Genomic DNA, 15,154 nt, shown 5'->3' with positions numbered 1-15,154 from the left:
CGCTCCAGCTTGGTCACTCGACCAACTTTCCCTCGTCCTCCGTCTCCCTAACTGAACATTTTTTGAAATCAAAAAAGCTGGCTGCCGTGCCAGCTTTTCCTGATCCACCCGTCCTGCTATTCCTGATGGTATTCGTTGTAGACATCGCGCTTGGAGACGCCGCGGTCTTGCGCAACCTGCTTGATTGCGTCCTTTTTGCTGATGCCCTCTGCGATGTAGTGATCGACATGAGCCATCACGTCCAACTCCTGCCACCACGAACCTTCCTCGGCGTTTTCAGCCACTCCGGTGTAGCCTTCGACAATCAGGCAGAATTCTCCACGCGCTTCTCCTTTTGCCAGCCACTCGATCAGTTCATCCAGGGTCCCCCGGGCAAACTCCTCATATCGTTTCGTCAGCTCGCGCGCCAGGACGGCACGGCGATTGCCCCATGCCTCTCGTATGGCAGCCAGCGTTTTGCTGATGCGATGGGGAGCCTCGTAGAAAATCAGGGTCTCCGGATAACGCTTGAGACGCTCCAGCTCTTCCCTTCGCTCCTTGTTCTCCCGTCCGAGGAAACCGCAAAAGACAAAGCGATCGGTCGGCAAGCCAGAGGCGATCAGAGCCGTCAAGCCAGCATTCGCACCCGGTACGGGAATGACGGGATAACCGGCCGCAGCTGCGTCCCGTACCAAATCCGCTCCCGGATCAGATATAGCGGGCAGCCCCGCATCGCTGACCAGGGCAATTCTCTTGCCCTCCGCCAACCATTGCAGCAAGCCATGCCCGCTTGCTTCCTTATTATGCTCATGATAACTGACTGTTCTTTTCTCAATCTGAAAATGGTTCAACAGCTTGCGGGTCTGTCGTGTATCCTCACAGGCAATCACATCGACCATTCGCAGCGTTTCCAGACAGCGTACCGTCATATCATCAAGATTGCCAATCGGTGTCGCCACCAGGTAGAGCGCCCCCGTCAATTCCTCTGTAAAGCTGCTTTGGACGTTCATTCGCAAGGCACGCCTCCTATCAACTCTTCTTTTTGTCTGCGCGTAAGCCGCTTGATCGCTTCCTCCCGCTTCAAGCCCCAGGAGCGATCCTCTCCTTCTTCCCAGTACAACAGCTCTACCGGACCTCTTCCTCTGGTATACTTCGCTCCCTTGCCCTCGTTGTGGGCGCGAAGGCGGCGTGCCAGCTCCGTGGTGTATCCCGTATAGAGGCTCCCATCCCGGCAGACGAGAATATAGACAAAATGGCTTTTATGCGAGGGAATCGCGTCTTCCGAAATAGATCTCCTGCAGTTCTTCACAGTATTCCTCTCCCTTTTCATAGACAATCAGGGGAGGTTGAATCCGCAGCTCCGGTTTGCCGCCACGCATCCCCTCGATCAGCACCATATTGGGTTCGGCGTCCCTGCGCGGATAGACGAGCCTCATGCGCTTTGGTTCCATTCCATACTTCCGCATGTACGAGATGATGTCCACCAGCCTTGTCGAACGGTGCACCATCGCCAGCTTGCCTCCGTTTTTCAACAATTGGCTGCCGACCCGTATGACATCCTCCAGATTGAGCAAAATCTCGTGACGTGCAATGGCAAAATGCTCACGGATGTTTTGTTCTCCGCTCATAGCGGGCATGTACGGGGGATTGCAGGTAATCAGATCAAACTTGCCATGGCCGAACCGCTCTACGGCTTCCTTTACATCCCCATGATGCATCGTAACGCGATCATCCAGACCATTGAGTGTAACATTGCGGGAAGCCATGCTAAACAATCTTTCCTGGATTTCAATGCCGTCAAAAGTGGCTTCCGGCGTCCGCGTGGTCATGATCAGCGGGATTGCTCCATTGCCGGTGCACATGTCCAGCACTCTCCCGCGTTTGGGAACAGAGGCGAAACGGGCCAGCAGGACGGCATCCATGGAAAAGCAAAATACCTCATGGCTTTGAATGATTTTCATTTCGTGTGTGAGCAAATCGTCAATACGCTCCGCTTCAAAAAGCGGCACATGAGAGACTGGTTCCATCAGCTGCGCCAAACTCCTTTTTCTTGTCTTCATCTGTGAAGTGAAAAAGCGACCTGATCCATGAGACAGGTCGCTTTTTTCATTCAGTGCAAATCATGCACCTTTATTTTTGCGGACCGCCGCTCAAAAAAGATAGACAGAACAGGCAATCTCCTTCTTTTCGCAAGCTGCCGAAGTGTACATTGCAAATATGAAACCCTTCTCCGTACAGACGAGCCAGGTTGTCATATCCTTCCCCGACTACTTTCTTCTTGGCTTTCTCCTGTGCAGCAGGGTTGGTTCCCTTCTGTTTTGGTGAGGAGCCGGTCTTCTTCTTGTCTAGCCGGTTACGAAGGTGCTGGTTTTCAACGAGTAATTGGGCATTTTCCTCCATCAAAACGACGATGACATCTTTCAGTTCGCCAATCTCTTGATACAGGTCGCCAATTCTTTCTTCAATGCTCGCCATTTTGACGAAAATTTCCCGTTTGTCCACTAGCTCACCTCTCCCCTACCCCACATTATTCAAAAGTGGGGAGCCCTATCGCAATCTCATCAAGTCCAAACTCGGTAATTCGTTTATCTACCGCCAGCTCCACCTGAACAGACTGATCCAGTACGTTCACAGAGACGACCCGTCCGTTCCCCATAGGGGTGGTTACAACTTTGCCGACATCGGGCATTTCTTCGCGGGTGCTTTCATAGTTGTCATTTTCGTATTTTAAACAGCACATCAATCGTCCGCAAAGACCGGAGATTTTCGCTGGATTCAACGAAAGATTTTGATCCTTGGCCATCTTGATCGACACTGGCTCAAAGTCGCCCAAAAACGTCGAGCAGCAGAGCAAGCGTCCACAAGGGCCGATTCCGCCCAACATCTTCGCTTCGTCCCGTACCCCGATCTGGCGAAGCTCGATGCGCGTGCGAAAGACGGAAGCCAGATCCTTTACCAGCTCACGAAAATCAACGCGTCCGTCAGCGGTAAAATAGAAGATGATCTTGTTGCGGTCAAAGGTATACTCCACATCGACCAGCTTCATATCCAGCTTGTGATCCTTGATTTTCGCCTGGCATACGGCAAATGCGTTCATTGCCGCCTGTTTATTTTCATCCACCTGCTTGGCATCCCGCTCGTCCGCCATGCGGATGACTTTTTTCAATGGCAACACGACGTCTTCATCGGCTACCTGCTTCTTGCCAATCACAACTTTCCCGTATTCGACCCCTCTCGCCGTCTCGACGATTACGGTGCAATCCTTCTCGATCGGCAGTCGGTCAGGGTCGAAGTAATATATCTTGCCCGCTTTTTTAAAGCGGACACCAACAACCTCATACAAGGATTATCCCTCCTGGAGTTGAAGAACCAACCGCTCAAGGGCCAACTGTGCGTTGGCGTTTCGCTCTATCCGATACTTCGTTTCCATGACCAAATCAATCCCACGCAAGAGCTCAGCTTTTGTCCATGCCAGTGCTTGTCCTTGCAGCACATCCTGTTGGTCGCTGTTAATGAGATGGGCATGCCTGCCTACTTGCACATACAGGATATCGCGCAGCCAAAGGATGAGCAAATCCAAAAAGAGGGGTAGTTCCTCCTTTATTTTGTCGCTCTTATGCAACATATCATGAATCGAAAAGAGCGGTGACGAGTTGCGTTGTCGGCACTCATGCACCAATTGTATCACTAGATTTCTCAGCTGTGCAAACGATTCTGATTGGCTAAGTATCAGGGCCTCTTCCACATTTGTCGTAATGTGGGAAGCGACCTTCGCGATGCCCGGCAAAACCCCGGCATCGCTCAGCTTTTGGGCGATTGCGTCAGGGGATAGAGGGGAAAAGGGAACGATTTGGCAACGGGATAAGATCGTGGGAAGAATCGCGTGGCTGTGCTCCGTCAAGAGCAGGGCCAATACGCCAACGGGCGGTTCCTCCAAGAATTTCAGCAGGCTGTTGGCTGCCTGCGCGGTCATTTTGTCGATATGTTCGATGATATATACCTTGTGCCGCGACTCCACGGCACGCATCGCCATTTCCTTTTGCAGGGCACGGATCTGGTCGATCTTGATCGAAGCGCCATCCGGTGTCACGTAGAGCACATCGGGATGATTGCCAGATTCAATGCGTCTGCATGTAAGACAGGCCCCGCAGGCGTCCGCCTCTTTTTCTGGACAAAAAAGAGACTTCGCCAGATGCAGGGCCATCTGCTTCTTGCCTGCGCCCTTGGGACCCGCGAACAGATAGGCGTGGGCCAGACGATGGTTGAGCAAGCTATGGTGCAGCAGCTCGGAGGCACGCGGCTGCTGGGAAAATAGTGTCCACGTCATGATCGGTCTACCACCCGTCAAAAGTACAGATTGATCAGCATGCCGCGAATCTCGCCAATTCGCGCCAAGAGATCGATCATGGGAGCCTGGTCGCTGAGGAGCTCATCGGTCAGCCGCAACAGCTCGGCGTCCACTTCCTTGACGATTTTGTACAATCTGCTGCGTCCGCGTCGGTTCATCCCCCGCCTGTCGTCCAACGCAATGCCATATTGAACGGCTTCTTCCATAAACTGCTTGACGAGATTCTTATAGGCGTAGAAATCGCGAATCGAGCGGGAGCGCGCCAAAATCTGGCCCTGCTTATCAATCGTTGACAACAATTGGGTCAGGCGTTCCTGCGACATGCGCTCGTCCTCGCCTTGAACCAGCTTGCCAAAATTCAGCTGTTCCGATTGGGGACTTCTGCGTGAGTCTGTAGCTCTTGGCATTTCCACCTTTGGCCGAAGACCATCGCTGATTTTCATCGTGCCACCTCCGTTACTCCTTTAAAACGAATGGAACTCCCCCACATCCAGTACGAAGACGGCTGCACCGCCAACCTGCACTTCCAAGGGATAGGGCATAAAGGAGTCGACTGCATTGCTGAGGGGCGAGACCGGGGTTACCATTTGTTTGCGTGACTTGCAGTTATGTGAAATGATGTCGATTACTTCCGGCACACTTTCGTCAGACGTACCGATTAAAAAAGTCGTATTGCCTGCGCGCAAGAAACCCCCGGTACTGGCAAGCTTGGTCGCACGAAACCCTTTTTTGACCAGTTGTTGAGACAGACGACCGCTATCTTTGTCCTGTACGACCGCAATTACCATCTTCATCGGCCATCACCCTTTCTACCATCAAGATTATGGTTACTATCGTTGCTTCATTGTATGTCAAACCTCTAGGCTGGTTACGAACTCCTTCTATAGGTAGTATAGCATGTCTATAACAAAGCGGTACTGTCAGCTTACAATCTCGCAAGCAAAGCTTCCATCGCCGCTTGGTATACCTGATCCGGATTTTGCTCGGCATCAATGATGATAAAGCGCTTGGGATCGCGAGCGATCGCCAACCGATAGCCTTCCTGGACCAGCTCGTGGAAGCGCAGCCCCTCCAAATCGAGGCGATTCACTTCCCTGCCGCGAGTGGCATTGATCCGTTCCAGCCCCACCTTAGGGGAGACATCGAAGTACAAGGTCCATTCCGGCATGCAACCCTCGACGGCAAACTGGTTGATCATGAAGACTTCCTCGATGCCAAGTCCGCGTGCATGCCCTTGATAAGCAAGGCTGCTGTCGATAAAACGGTCGCAAAGCACCAGCTTGCCAGCTTCCAAGGCGGGCAGGACTTTTTCTACCAAATGCTGACGTCTGGCCGCCGCATACAACAGGGCTTCCGTCCGTTTGTCCATCTGGGTATGCGCCGGATTCAAAATGATCTCCCGAATCTTTTCTGCGATGTCAATCCCGCCCGGCTCGCGGGTCAAAAGCACATCCATACCGCGCCTGCGCAGTTCTTCATACATGCGGGCGATGACAGTCGATTTTCCTGCCCCATCACCGCCCTCTACGGTAATGAATCTGCCTTTTCTTCCTGTTGTCACATTCATGCTCCTTCCGAACCTGTTGTCGGCCTACTTTTCATCCCGCAGGACCCGAATCATCTGCAGACTGTCGTCCTGCACCCCGTGAAAACGGGTTTGACCAGCCCGCAACTCCATAAGCATCGCCATACTCTGCTCGTCCATCCGCTCACCTGGGACCAGAATGGGGATCCCTGGCGGGTAGGGAATCACCATCTCTGCCACGACACGCCCCAGCGATTGGTCCAGCGGGATGGAGATTTGCGGCAAATCCACCGCTTCATGCATCGGGAGTGCCTGCTCCCTTATATAATGAGAAGACACGATTCCGGCCTGCACGACCCGCTCTGTATCCATCTCTTCCTGTACCTCCAGCGACTCCAGCAATCGAGCCAAGGCGTCAAGGTCTTTTCCTGTCGTACCCGAAGACGCTGCCAACAGCACATGGGCGTCATCTGCCAGCTCTGGAAAAATGCCGTGCTGCTCCATCAGCCGCTGCAGGGAAAAGCCGTCGATCTGTTCCGTACGCAGATGCAAAAAAAGCTTCAGCGGGTCCAAGGTCGAATAGACGCTGTTGGCACTCAATTGCGGCCAGTGCAGCCATGATAAATGACGGGTCCTCTCACGCAGCTTGTCCAGCAGCGGAAAAAGCCGCTCCCACTCCCTTGCCGCTTCCAGGGCAAGGTGGCGCCTCGCCAGATCCAGTGAAGCCATCAGCAGATAGGAAGGGCTGGATGACTGGATCATGCCCAAAATCCGGTATAAGCGCTCCCGGTCTATCCGCTCGCCTTGCAAGTGAAGCATCGATGACATGGTGAGTGCAGTCGCCATCTTATGGGTCGATTGTACAGCAGCGTCTGCCCCTGCCTGCATGGCTGATTGCGGGAAGGCGGGGTGAAAGCCGTAATGCGCCCCATGCGCCTCGTCCACAAATAAAGGAATGTTATGTCGATGTACGGTCGCCGCCATTTTCGCCAGATCAATCCCCATCCCGTAGTACGTGGGGTTGGTGAGAAAAACAGCCTTGACGTCCGGATGTGCCAGCAGCGCCCGCTCGACATCCTCGCGGCGCACCCCTGCGGCAACACCTGTCGCCAGATCGACAGCCGGTACCAAAAAGACCGGAATCGCCCGCGCCATGATGATGCCATGAAATACGGATTTGTGGCAGTTGCGCTGAACGAGGATTTTCTCCCCTGGTCGGCAGGCCGTCATGATCAGAGCCAGGTTTCCTACCGTGCTGCCTCCGACGAGAAAACGGGTCTCCTGTGCGCCAAATGCTTCGGCAGCCAGTTCCTGCGCCTTGGCGATGACGCCTTGTGGCTGATGCAGGTCATCCATTCCTGAAATTTCCGTCAGATCCAGCTCCAAAACGGACGCAAAGCGTTCGCGTCCACTATGATCGAAGCTGTGACCCATTTTATGCCCAGGCACATGAAACGAGTGCGGTCGATGTCTCGCATGCCGCTCTAGCTGCTCGTACAACGGAGCCTTGCTTTGCCGCTCCCGATATTCAGCTTCTTTTGCCATCACGCACTCTTCACGCCCTTTACTATTTCCATGGTTTCCCCATCATTTTAACATGAATTGCCGAAAACGGAAAAAGACATCGGAGGGAATCCGACGCCTTTTTTGCCTTCACGCATCTTTTAACCAGATTCTTCTCATCTGGTGAATGAAGAACGGATACTTTTCATCCTGTACATCAGTGTTGACCATTTCTTGCTCGCATTGCTGACAAATAAACTGCTCGCAAATGGCAATTCCGTCCTTTTGTTCCTCGTCACAGACGATACAGCGTTGAGCAACTTTTTCCATAGTGGTAACGCCTGCCCTTTTCCTCAATCTACCAAACATTATACCCCATTATAATCAGCATCATTCCCAAACGTTCGTCTTTTCGCCGATTGCTCGGTAGAAGCTTAAATATGCCCGTGCTTCCTGCAGTGGAAAACAGCCCGCCGCATCCAGTACAATGGGCTGTCTCATGATGCTGGCAAGCGAAGGCAGGGGCAGCTCGCCGATCACAGGGTCGTGCTGTGCAAGTAGCAGCAAATCCGCTTGTACCAACGCTTCTTCCCTATTGCGCCGAATCGACCAGGTCGGGAAAATGTCGTTCGGAAATGGCTCGTCCTGCTTTATGTACAAGATTACCTCATAATCCTTCAGCCAGCCTACAGGCATCTGTTTCCAAAGAGACAAGGGACCCCAGAGAACGATCCGCCGGATATTCGCTTTTTCCAGGATAGCGGCCGTCTCACGCATCAACCAGGCGCAAAGCTGCGCATGATCCTCCCGTGCCGGAAACCACCATTCCTGACCGACCCGCCTGTCTAATCCTAATGCCCGGGCCACAGAGCGCAGGGAAATCCCCTCTGCATCACAGGTATCGCCCAATTCGAGAAAAAAGCGTTCTTTCCATGCCAGGTAGCGCGGCAGCTGTCGAATGGCTTCATCCACTTCCCGCCTGGCGCAAACATAGGACATCCGTCCATGAGTTGCCAGATGGCGGCTCAATCGGCGCAGCCACTTCCCGTCCGGCTCTCCGCCGAGCAGCGCTCGTTCCTGATCCGCTACCAAGGCCATGCGCACCACTTCCCAGCGCTCGTTTTTCCGTACCTCTTCCGCCAATTGGTCCGCCCAGCCATACGGAATGCCCGCTCCGTATATCAGAAGCAGACCAGGAGTCTCGCTCAGACGAGCTATGTCATTTGCACCATGCAGCTCGGCAGGTGTGGTCACCAGCAAGCCGTCCACTTCACGTCGGCGAAGAGATGAGCCCCCCTGCTTGGCAGCCTGAAGATCGATGCCGCACATCGCCAGTTCCGGCCCCACCAAAGGCGAAAGCTCCGCCGATGCGGACAGCAGGAGTCGTTGAGGATGGGACACGACGCTTCACTCCTTTTTCCATCTATCCTGATAGTCTGCCCTCAAAGTAAAAAAACCGCTGGCCGCGCCCAACGGTTTCGGATATGGTTTTTCCCGGACATTCTTCCTCGCGCATGAAGTCTGTGCGATAATACGAGGGAATACCTGACAATAGTATCGCATCGCTCTGGGGGAAGTGAACGTTTGTGAAAGCATCCATGCATCAAACCATCTATAGCTATAAGCTGCTCTACCGCTTTCGCTGGCGGAGTGCGGGCTATCTGACGCAGCTTTTGCTGATCGGCTTGTCTCTCATCGGCATCTCGCTGCTTCTGGATACTCCCGTCGTCCACCTGATTGTAAACTTGGCCATCTTGCCAATCATCCCCGTCTGCCATCTTCTCGTATTCCGGCTTTATGCCAAACTGCGGCTGCAAAAGCCTCATACGACTGCAGACATGCTGGTCTCTCCCTGGTGGGGAACCGGCTATCGGCTGCCCGTTCCAATCCGTCTCTACCGTACCACCGAAGGAACAGTATTGGCCGGCAGTCTGCTTTTCGCCGGTGCTGCTTACGTCTGGCTGCCTGTCGAATACGGTCTTGCACTGCTTGCCGGCACGTTCATACTTGCCTTGCCCCGTCTCCTCGCGTTGCTGGCTTCCCTGCGTCAGCCAAAGTCGTGCAGCGTCAAGTACGAGGAGCGAGGGGTTGCCTTTTTATTGACTGACGGGTAACTGCTCCCATCCGCATTACATCACCCAGAGCTTGATCACAATCAACGCCGCCAAGCCGGGCAAACGCAGGAATCCGACGAGTATCGCGGTAATCGGGTTGATCGGAATATGAAAGCTTGCCATCTCCCCGATCAGATTGGCGAAAAACAACAGGATCGCGCCGATGACCACCTGCATGGCTGCAAATCCAATCCACCGTACGGGACGCGCCACCGATTTGCTGGCGGCAATCAGCAGCATGATGCCGACGATGACCAGTCCAATAATCCATTCCACCGACATGACCAACCCCTCCTACGCTTCTTGACGGTCCCTCTCCCGCTTGGCTTGTGACAAAAGGTACATATAGCGTTTTTCCGTCAATTGCAGATAGTAGATCGCTTCATCCACCCTTCCGTCCGGTTCGCATATCTCCATTAAATAACGAGCGTGCTGCCAATCCCGGCGCGCGTGATGAACAGAAGCATCCAGCCCCTCCCGGCCCCACTCGACGATGACCCTCGACTTTTTTCCCCAACGACTCACTTGTTTACTCCTCCCTTATTGAAAGTAGTACAACACGCCTGTCATGTTGTTGATCGCGTGCAGGATGACAGCGCCCCAGATGGATTGATAGCGGTGCCGGACAAAGCCCAGACCGACCCCTATCACGAATAACGGAGCCAACAACGCCACGTCCATGTGCAAAAGGGCAAACCACAGACTGCTCAGAAGAATCCCGGCGAACGCTCCGATCCGCTTGACCAAATACGTTTGGACGACTCCGCGAAACAGCAGCTCCTCCGCAATCGGCACCAGAATGCCAATCACCAGCACAGACGCCCATGCTGCCAGGATGTTGGTGTCTTTGGCCTGGGCGATCTCCCGGGCGATCTGCTGCTCCCGCTCGGAGGATAAGGAAAGACCAAACCAGTCTGCTACCGGTTCCGTCACCAGAACATCCATGGCTTGCGAGATCAAGAGAAGCAACACCAGCAAGGTGAAAATCATTTTCCACAGCTTGACGGGCTTCTTGATGCCGATTTCCCCCCAGCGTCCACGAAACCAGAGCGGAATCAAAAACAGAAGAAATAGTTGATACAGGGCGGATTCAAATACGCCACCAACTGTTCCCCCTGCAAAATACGTCCCCTCCATAAAGATTCCATACAGGATCAGTGTTGCGGCTTGATACACATGCATCCAGGCGACGATGTGGAGAACATCGCGGCCGTCCAGCTCGTGATCCCCCCACAACCAGCGCCTGACTTTTCGTTCTCTCCACCAGCTGATCACATACCGTACGGAAACCACGATACTGAGTACGGTTACAGCCAGAATCACCAGTGACAGCCAGATCGCAGGCTGCTCCTCCGTAGTCGCCACCCACCGTCCGTCCTCCCCTTTGATGAATCGGATCAAAGAAAGTTCGGCGGCAAACATGATCCAGTACCCCGCAAACAGCAGGATCGCCCACCGCTCGGATTTGTGCCGGTACTGGGACAGCCCCGTTCCTGTCAGCATTTTCTCACGCTCCTATCTCATCTCTATGTCTCGTCCCACCAAAAAAGTCCCTCTTGTTTGCAGGTGAACAAAAGACCCCTGTCCTTTCAGATGATCGTAAGGATTTCTTAAGAAATACGTAAGTCCACCTTAAGAACGTGTTGATACAATCATGGGCAGTACAGAGACAAGGAGAAAAAAATGCCCATGAAAAGAAAGAAAATCGCGATTCTGTTCGGAGGCTGTTCTTCTGAGTATGAGGTATCGCTGAAATCTGCATCTGCTGTGATTGAACATCTCCGCGATGAGCTGTATGAGCCGATCCTGATCGGCATCACAAGGCAGGGGGAATGGCTCCGCTATCGCGGCAATCCGGATAAAATTCTCGCTGACACCTGGTTCCTGGACGAGAATTGTACACCTGCTGTCGTCTCGCCAAGTCGAGATGTGCACGGAATCATCGAGCTGTATGAAGACTGTATCGAAAAGATTTGGATCGATGCAGCACTTCCGATCCTGCACGGCAAAAACGGAGAGGACGGCACCGTACAGGGGCTGCTGGAGCTTGCCGGAATTCCCATCATCGGTTGCGATACACGCAGTTCCGCCCTCTGCATGGACAAGGAACTGGCCCACACCATCGTCCGATCAGCCGGTATCCTCACTCCTTCTTCCGTGGTTATACGAAAAGATACGGACTTGGACGAGGTAGAAAAACGGACCGGGCATCTGGCCTATCCGCTGTTTGTAAAGCCGGCAAGAGCAGGCTCCTCCGTCGGAATTACCCAAGTGTCGCAAAAGGCTGACCTTCTGGACGCGGTAAAACTGGCTTTTGAACATGACGACAAAATCATCGTGGAGGAAACCGTCTTAGGCTTCGAGGTTGGATGCGCCATTATGGGAAATGAAGAGCTGATCATCGGGGAAGTAGATGAAATCGAGCTGTCCCGCGGATTTTTTGACTATACGGAGAAGTACACGCTGAAAACCGCCCACATCCATATGCCTGCCCGTATCGATCCAGATACAGCACATCGGATTAAGCAAACAGCCGCCGCGATCTACCGGGCTTTGGGCTGCAGCGGTTTTGCCAGAGTGGATCTCTTTGTTACGCCTGATCGCAAATTGGTTTTCAATGAGGTCAATACAATACCGGGCTTTACTCCGCATAGCCGCTTTCCCAATATGCTCAAAGGGGCAGGGTGGTCCTTTGCGGACATGCTTGACCATATTATCGAATTGGCGGTGAGAAAATGAGAGTCGTCTTTCTGAATTCGAAATCCATTCATGAAGGCAATCTGGTGCTGGTGAATCGACATCATCCCCTGCGCCAAGTGATAGATCCCGACAAGCTCGTTCCGGTGGACGAGAAGCATACTGCTATTCTTTTGCATAGCGAAGCCCAAACCATGCTGTCCCGGCTACTGACCCTTTTGGACGCCAAGGAAGGGATTGTGCCCGTCAGCGGCTATCGTTCCTTGCAGGAGCAAGAAACCATTTTCCAGGACTCGCTGAAAGAAAACGGTGAAGAGTTCACCTTGAAATACGTCGCGCTCCCGAATTGCAGCGAACATCAGACCGGTCTAGCCATCGATCTGGCGGAAAACAAGGCTGATATTGACTTTATCCGGCCCGATTTCCCTTATTCGGGGATCTGCCAGGAATTTCGCATGGAAGCGGCCAAATTTGGCTTCATCGAACGCTATCAGGCCGGCAAGGAAGCGGTGACAGGGATTGCCTGGGAGCCGTGGCATTTTCGCTATATCGGCTATCCGCATTCCGCCATCATGCAGCAAAACCAGTTTTCACTCGAAGAATACATCACTTACCTGAAGGATTTCCCCGAGCACGGGCAGCATTTGCTCTTTGAAGATGAGGGACAGACAGCGGAGATTTTCTATATACGGGCACAGGAGTCTTCCGTCACGACTGTTTCACTGCCAGACGAGTTGCCTTATCAGCTCTCGGGCAACAACGCGGATGGCTGGGTCTGCACCCTTTGGAGGAAGTAGCATGAACCTGGAAAAACAGTACGGCGGGATTGATTCCTTCCGGGTCATCGCCGCATTGCTCGTCGTAGCCATTCATACATCACCGCTATTATCTATCAATGAAACAGCCGATTTTGTGTTCACCCGTATCATCGATCGCGTCGGCGTCCCGTTCTTCTTCATGGCCACAGGCTTTTTCCTGCTTCCGCCTTTTCTTAGAAAAGAGGGACGTCCGCAAAGCGTCATCCGTTTGTTGGCAAAATGCGGGAAGTATTACGGAATTGCCACCCTGATCTACCTCCCGATTCTGTTCTACAAAGGCTATTTTCAGGAAGAAGCGTCGTTTCCGGCAGTCGTAAAGGATATCTTTTTCGACGGGACCTTTTATCATTTGTGGTACTTCCCGGCGGTCGCTATGGGGGCTTGCCTGCTGATTCTGCTTTTGCAGCAGTTTTCGAGTAAAATGGTATTTTTCTTGGCTTTCGGCCTCTATGGTATCGGACTGTTTGGGGACAGTTATTATGGCTTCGTGGAAAACGTACCTTGGATCAAGACGGGGTATGAGTGGCTGTTCGCGTTTTCTGATTATACGAGGAACGGCATCTTCTTTGCCCCCGTCTACCTGCTGCTGGGCGGGATCATCGCGGAACAAAAGCGGCCATTATCGAAAAAGGCTTGTGTCACCGGACTTCTCCTAACCTTCTCACTCCTCTTGGCGGAAGGGCTCTGGCTGCATCAGCTCTCGGTACAGCGCCATGACAGCATGTACATCATGCTGATTCCGGTGATGTTCTTCCTGTTTCACTGGCTGTTGTTATGGGGCGGTCGAAGCAACGCTGCATGGCGGTCTGCCTCGATGTGGATCTACATTATCCATCCGCTGTGCATCATCCTGGTCAGGGGATTGGCGAAAGTCACCAATCTCAGCTGGCTGCTCGTGGAAAACAGCCTGGTGCATTATGGAATGGTCGTCCTTGCCTCCGTGATTGGCTCCCTGCTGATCGTCCAGCTTACAGCGCGAAAAAAGGCTAAGCCCTTCCCAAAAGGAAGGGCGTGGGCAGAGATCAACCTGGACAATCTGCGTCATAATGCAACGGTTTTGCAGAACATTTTGCCGTCCACATGCAAGTTTATGGCTGTTGTCAAAGCCAATGCCTACGGTCACGGAGATGTGCAAGTCGCCAAGGAGCTGAATCGTGCGGGGATTTTCTCCTTCGCTGTCGCCACCCTGGCTGAAGGGGTAACATTGCGCCAGCATGGAATCAAAGGCGACATTTTGATTTTGGGCTATACGCATCCTAAGGACATCCCTTCCCTGAAACGGTACCGACTGATTCAAACGGTAGTGGATTACAGCTATGCCGCCATGTTGGAAGACATCGGCGAAAAAATCCGGGTTCATGTAAAGGTGGATACCGGGATGCACCGTCTGGGCGAAAGCTACAGCCATATCGACAATCTCAAGGCGATCTTTGGCTGCAAACATCTGCTTATCGAAGGGATCTACACACACCTGAGCGCAGCAGATTCTTTGCGCTCATCGGACGTGGCTTATACCCGCCAGCAAATCGGTCGTTTTTACGATGCGATCAATCAGATCAGCCATAGCGGTTACGCTATTCCCAGGATTCACATTCAAAGCAGCTACGGCGTCTTGAATTATCCCGAGCTTGACTGTGATTACGTCCGCGTCGGCATCGCCTTGTACGGCGCATACAGCCATCCGCTGGATCAGACCAAGATGTCCGTAGACCTGCGGCCAGTCATGGCGGTCAAGGCAAGGGTCTCGGCTGTTAAAGAGATTCCTGCTGGAGATGCCGTCAGTTATGGCAGGGATTATATCGCTTCCCGGCCGATGAAAATCGCGGTTGTCGCGATCGGGTATGCTGACGGTCTTCCCCGCAATGCCCTCGGCAGCCAAGGCCAGGTGCTGATCTATGGTCACCGCGCACCCATTGTCGGGAAAATCTGTATGGATCAGATGATGATCGATATAACCGATATTCCGGGCGTTGCACAAGGCGACACGGTTACGATTTGGGGACAGGACGGCGCAGAACAGATCACGGCTGAACAAATAGCGGCAAACTCCAATACCATCACCAATGAACTCGTAAGCCGAATCGGCAGCAGGCTCGAACGCGTCTATATCCGTCACAAGCAAGCAAAGTGAAAAGGCAGGATCGTCCTGCCTCAGGCTGTCGAGAAAGTC

At 53.1% G+C, this 15,154-nt stretch carries 19 protein-coding genes; 4 read left to right on the top strand and 15 right to left on the bottom strand.

Annotation, left to right across the window (positions count from 1 at the left end; genetic code table 11):
• Nucleotides 1-116: 116 nt before the first annotated feature.
• The 12 genes from rsmI to EDM58_RS06305 all read right to left on the bottom strand — a co-directional run bounded on the left by rsmI (nt 117) and on the right by EDM58_RS06305 (nt 8,756).
• Nucleotides 117-989 (bottom strand): 16S rRNA (cytidine(1402)-2'-O)-methyltransferase, encoded by an 873-nt coding sequence (gene rsmI / locus EDM58_RS06360; RefSeq protein ID WP_122912598.1) that lies wholly within the window; start codon nt 987-989, stop codon nt 117-119.
• Nucleotides 986-1,288, bottom strand: coding sequence for a GIY-YIG nuclease family protein (locus EDM58_RS06355; protein ID WP_246000555.1), 303 nt, complete (start codon nt 1,286-1,288; stop codon nt 986-988). Before EDM58_RS06355 ends, rsmI begins: the two co-directional genes overlap by 4 nt.
• Nucleotides 1,239-2,006 carry a tRNA1(Val) (adenine(37)-N6)-methyltransferase gene (locus EDM58_RS06350; protein WP_122912596.1) on the bottom strand — a complete coding sequence of 256 codons (768 nt, stop codon included), beginning with the start codon at nt 2,004-2,006 and terminating at the stop codon, nt 1,239-1,241. The genes EDM58_RS06355 and EDM58_RS06350 overlap by 50 nt, the downstream gene beginning before the upstream one ends.
• 103 nt (nt 2,007-2,109) lie before the next feature.
• Nucleotides 2,110-2,481, bottom strand: coding sequence for a DNA replication initiation control protein YabA (yabA, locus tag EDM58_RS06345; protein WP_023558927.1), 372 nt, complete (start codon nt 2,479-2,481; stop codon nt 2,110-2,112).
• Between the two features lie 25 nt (nt 2,482-2,506).
• Entirely contained in the window at nt 2,507-3,322 is an 816-nt protein-coding gene (locus tag EDM58_RS06340; RefSeq protein WP_122912595.1) for a PSP1 domain-containing protein, read from the bottom strand.
• Between the two features lie 3 nt (nt 3,323-3,325).
• Nucleotides 3,326-4,306, bottom strand: coding sequence for a DNA polymerase III subunit delta' (gene holB / locus EDM58_RS06335; protein ID WP_122912594.1), 981 nt, complete (start codon nt 4,304-4,306; stop codon nt 3,326-3,328).
• Between the two features lie 17 nt (nt 4,307-4,323).
• Complete coding sequence (locus EDM58_RS06330; RefSeq protein ID WP_122912593.1) at nt 4,324-4,770, bottom strand: YaaR family protein; 447 nt, start codon at nt 4,768-4,770, stop codon at nt 4,324-4,326.
• A gap of 21 nt (nt 4,771-4,791) precedes the next feature.
• Nucleotides 4,792-5,121, bottom strand: a complete 330-nt coding sequence (locus EDM58_RS06325) for a cyclic-di-AMP receptor (RefSeq protein WP_023558931.1) — start codon at nt 5,119-5,121, stop codon at nt 4,792-4,794.
• A 131-nt stretch (nt 5,122-5,252) separates the two neighbouring features.
• Entirely contained in the window at nt 5,253-5,894 is a 642-nt protein-coding gene (gene tmk / locus EDM58_RS06320; protein WP_122912592.1) for a dTMP kinase, read from the bottom strand.
• Nucleotides 5,895-5,918: 24 nt separating this feature from the next.
• On the bottom strand, nt 5,919-7,397 hold the full coding sequence (locus tag EDM58_RS06315; RefSeq protein WP_425455602.1) for an aminotransferase class I/II-fold pyridoxal phosphate-dependent enzyme: 1,479 nt from the start codon (nt 7,395-7,397) through the stop codon (nt 5,919-5,921).
• A 108-nt stretch (nt 7,398-7,505) separates the two neighbouring features.
• Nucleotides 7,506-7,685, bottom strand: coding sequence for a sigma factor G inhibitor Gin (locus EDM58_RS06310; protein ID WP_031306188.1), 180 nt, complete (start codon nt 7,683-7,685; stop codon nt 7,506-7,508).
• Nucleotides 7,686-7,745: 60 nt separating this feature from the next.
• A complete protein-coding gene (locus EDM58_RS06305) occupies nt 7,746-8,756 on the bottom strand; it encodes a hypothetical protein (protein ID WP_246000554.1) in 1,011 nt (336 codons plus the stop codon).
• Between the two features lie 185 nt (nt 8,757-8,941).
• On the opposite strand from EDM58_RS06305, the gene EDM58_RS06300 reads away from it, so the two are divergent.
• Nucleotides 8,942-9,469 carry a hypothetical protein gene (locus EDM58_RS06300; RefSeq protein ID WP_246000553.1) on the top strand — a complete coding sequence of 176 codons (528 nt, stop codon included), beginning with the start codon at nt 8,942-8,944 and terminating at the stop codon, nt 9,467-9,469.
• 15 nt (nt 9,470-9,484) lie between these two features.
• On the opposite strand, the gene EDM58_RS06295 is transcribed toward EDM58_RS06300, so the two are convergent.
• From EDM58_RS06295 to EDM58_RS06285, 3 genes are read right to left on the bottom strand one after another with little or no spacing between them, the layout of a single operon-like run.
• Entirely contained in the window at nt 9,485-9,751 is a 267-nt protein-coding gene (locus tag EDM58_RS06295) for a pro-sigmaK processing inhibitor BofA family protein (protein ID WP_122912590.1), read from the bottom strand.
• Nucleotides 9,752-9,763: 12 nt separating this feature from the next.
• A complete protein-coding gene (locus EDM58_RS06290; RefSeq protein ID WP_122912589.1) occupies nt 9,764-9,994 on the bottom strand; it encodes a DUF2508 family protein in 231 nt (76 codons plus the stop codon).
• A gap of 15 nt (nt 9,995-10,009) precedes the next feature.
• Entirely contained in the window at nt 10,010-10,972 is a 963-nt protein-coding gene (locus EDM58_RS06285) for a CPBP family intramembrane glutamic endopeptidase (protein WP_122912588.1), read from the bottom strand.
• A gap of 186 nt (nt 10,973-11,158) precedes the next feature.
• Between EDM58_RS06285 and vanG the strand changes: the two genes are divergently transcribed.
• Genes vanG through vanT form a run of 3 tightly spaced genes read left to right on the top strand, consistent with a single transcriptional unit; the run spans nt 11,159 to nt 15,115 of the window.
• Entirely contained in the window at nt 11,159-12,208 is a 1,050-nt protein-coding gene (gene vanG, locus EDM58_RS06280; protein WP_122912587.1) for a D-alanine--D-serine ligase VanG, read from the top strand.
• Entirely contained in the window at nt 12,205-12,963 is a 759-nt protein-coding gene (locus EDM58_RS06275; protein WP_122912586.1) for a M15 family metallopeptidase, read from the top strand. The genes vanG and EDM58_RS06275 overlap by 4 nt, the downstream gene beginning before the upstream one ends.
• Before the next feature lies 1 nt (nt 12,964).
• A complete protein-coding gene (gene vanT, locus EDM58_RS06270) occupies nt 12,965-15,115 on the top strand; it encodes a serine racemase VanT catalytic subunit (RefSeq protein WP_122912585.1) in 2,151 nt (716 codons plus the stop codon).
• Nucleotides 15,116-15,154 lie beyond the last annotated feature (39 nt).

Source organism: Brevibacillus panacihumi, assembly GCF_003710985.1.
Classification (GTDB): domain Bacteria; phylum Bacillota; class Bacilli; order Brevibacillales; family Brevibacillaceae; genus Brevibacillus; species Brevibacillus panacihumi.
The sequence above is the reverse complement of the archived record's forward strand: the minus strand, read 5'-3'. Positions and strand labels throughout refer to the sequence as shown.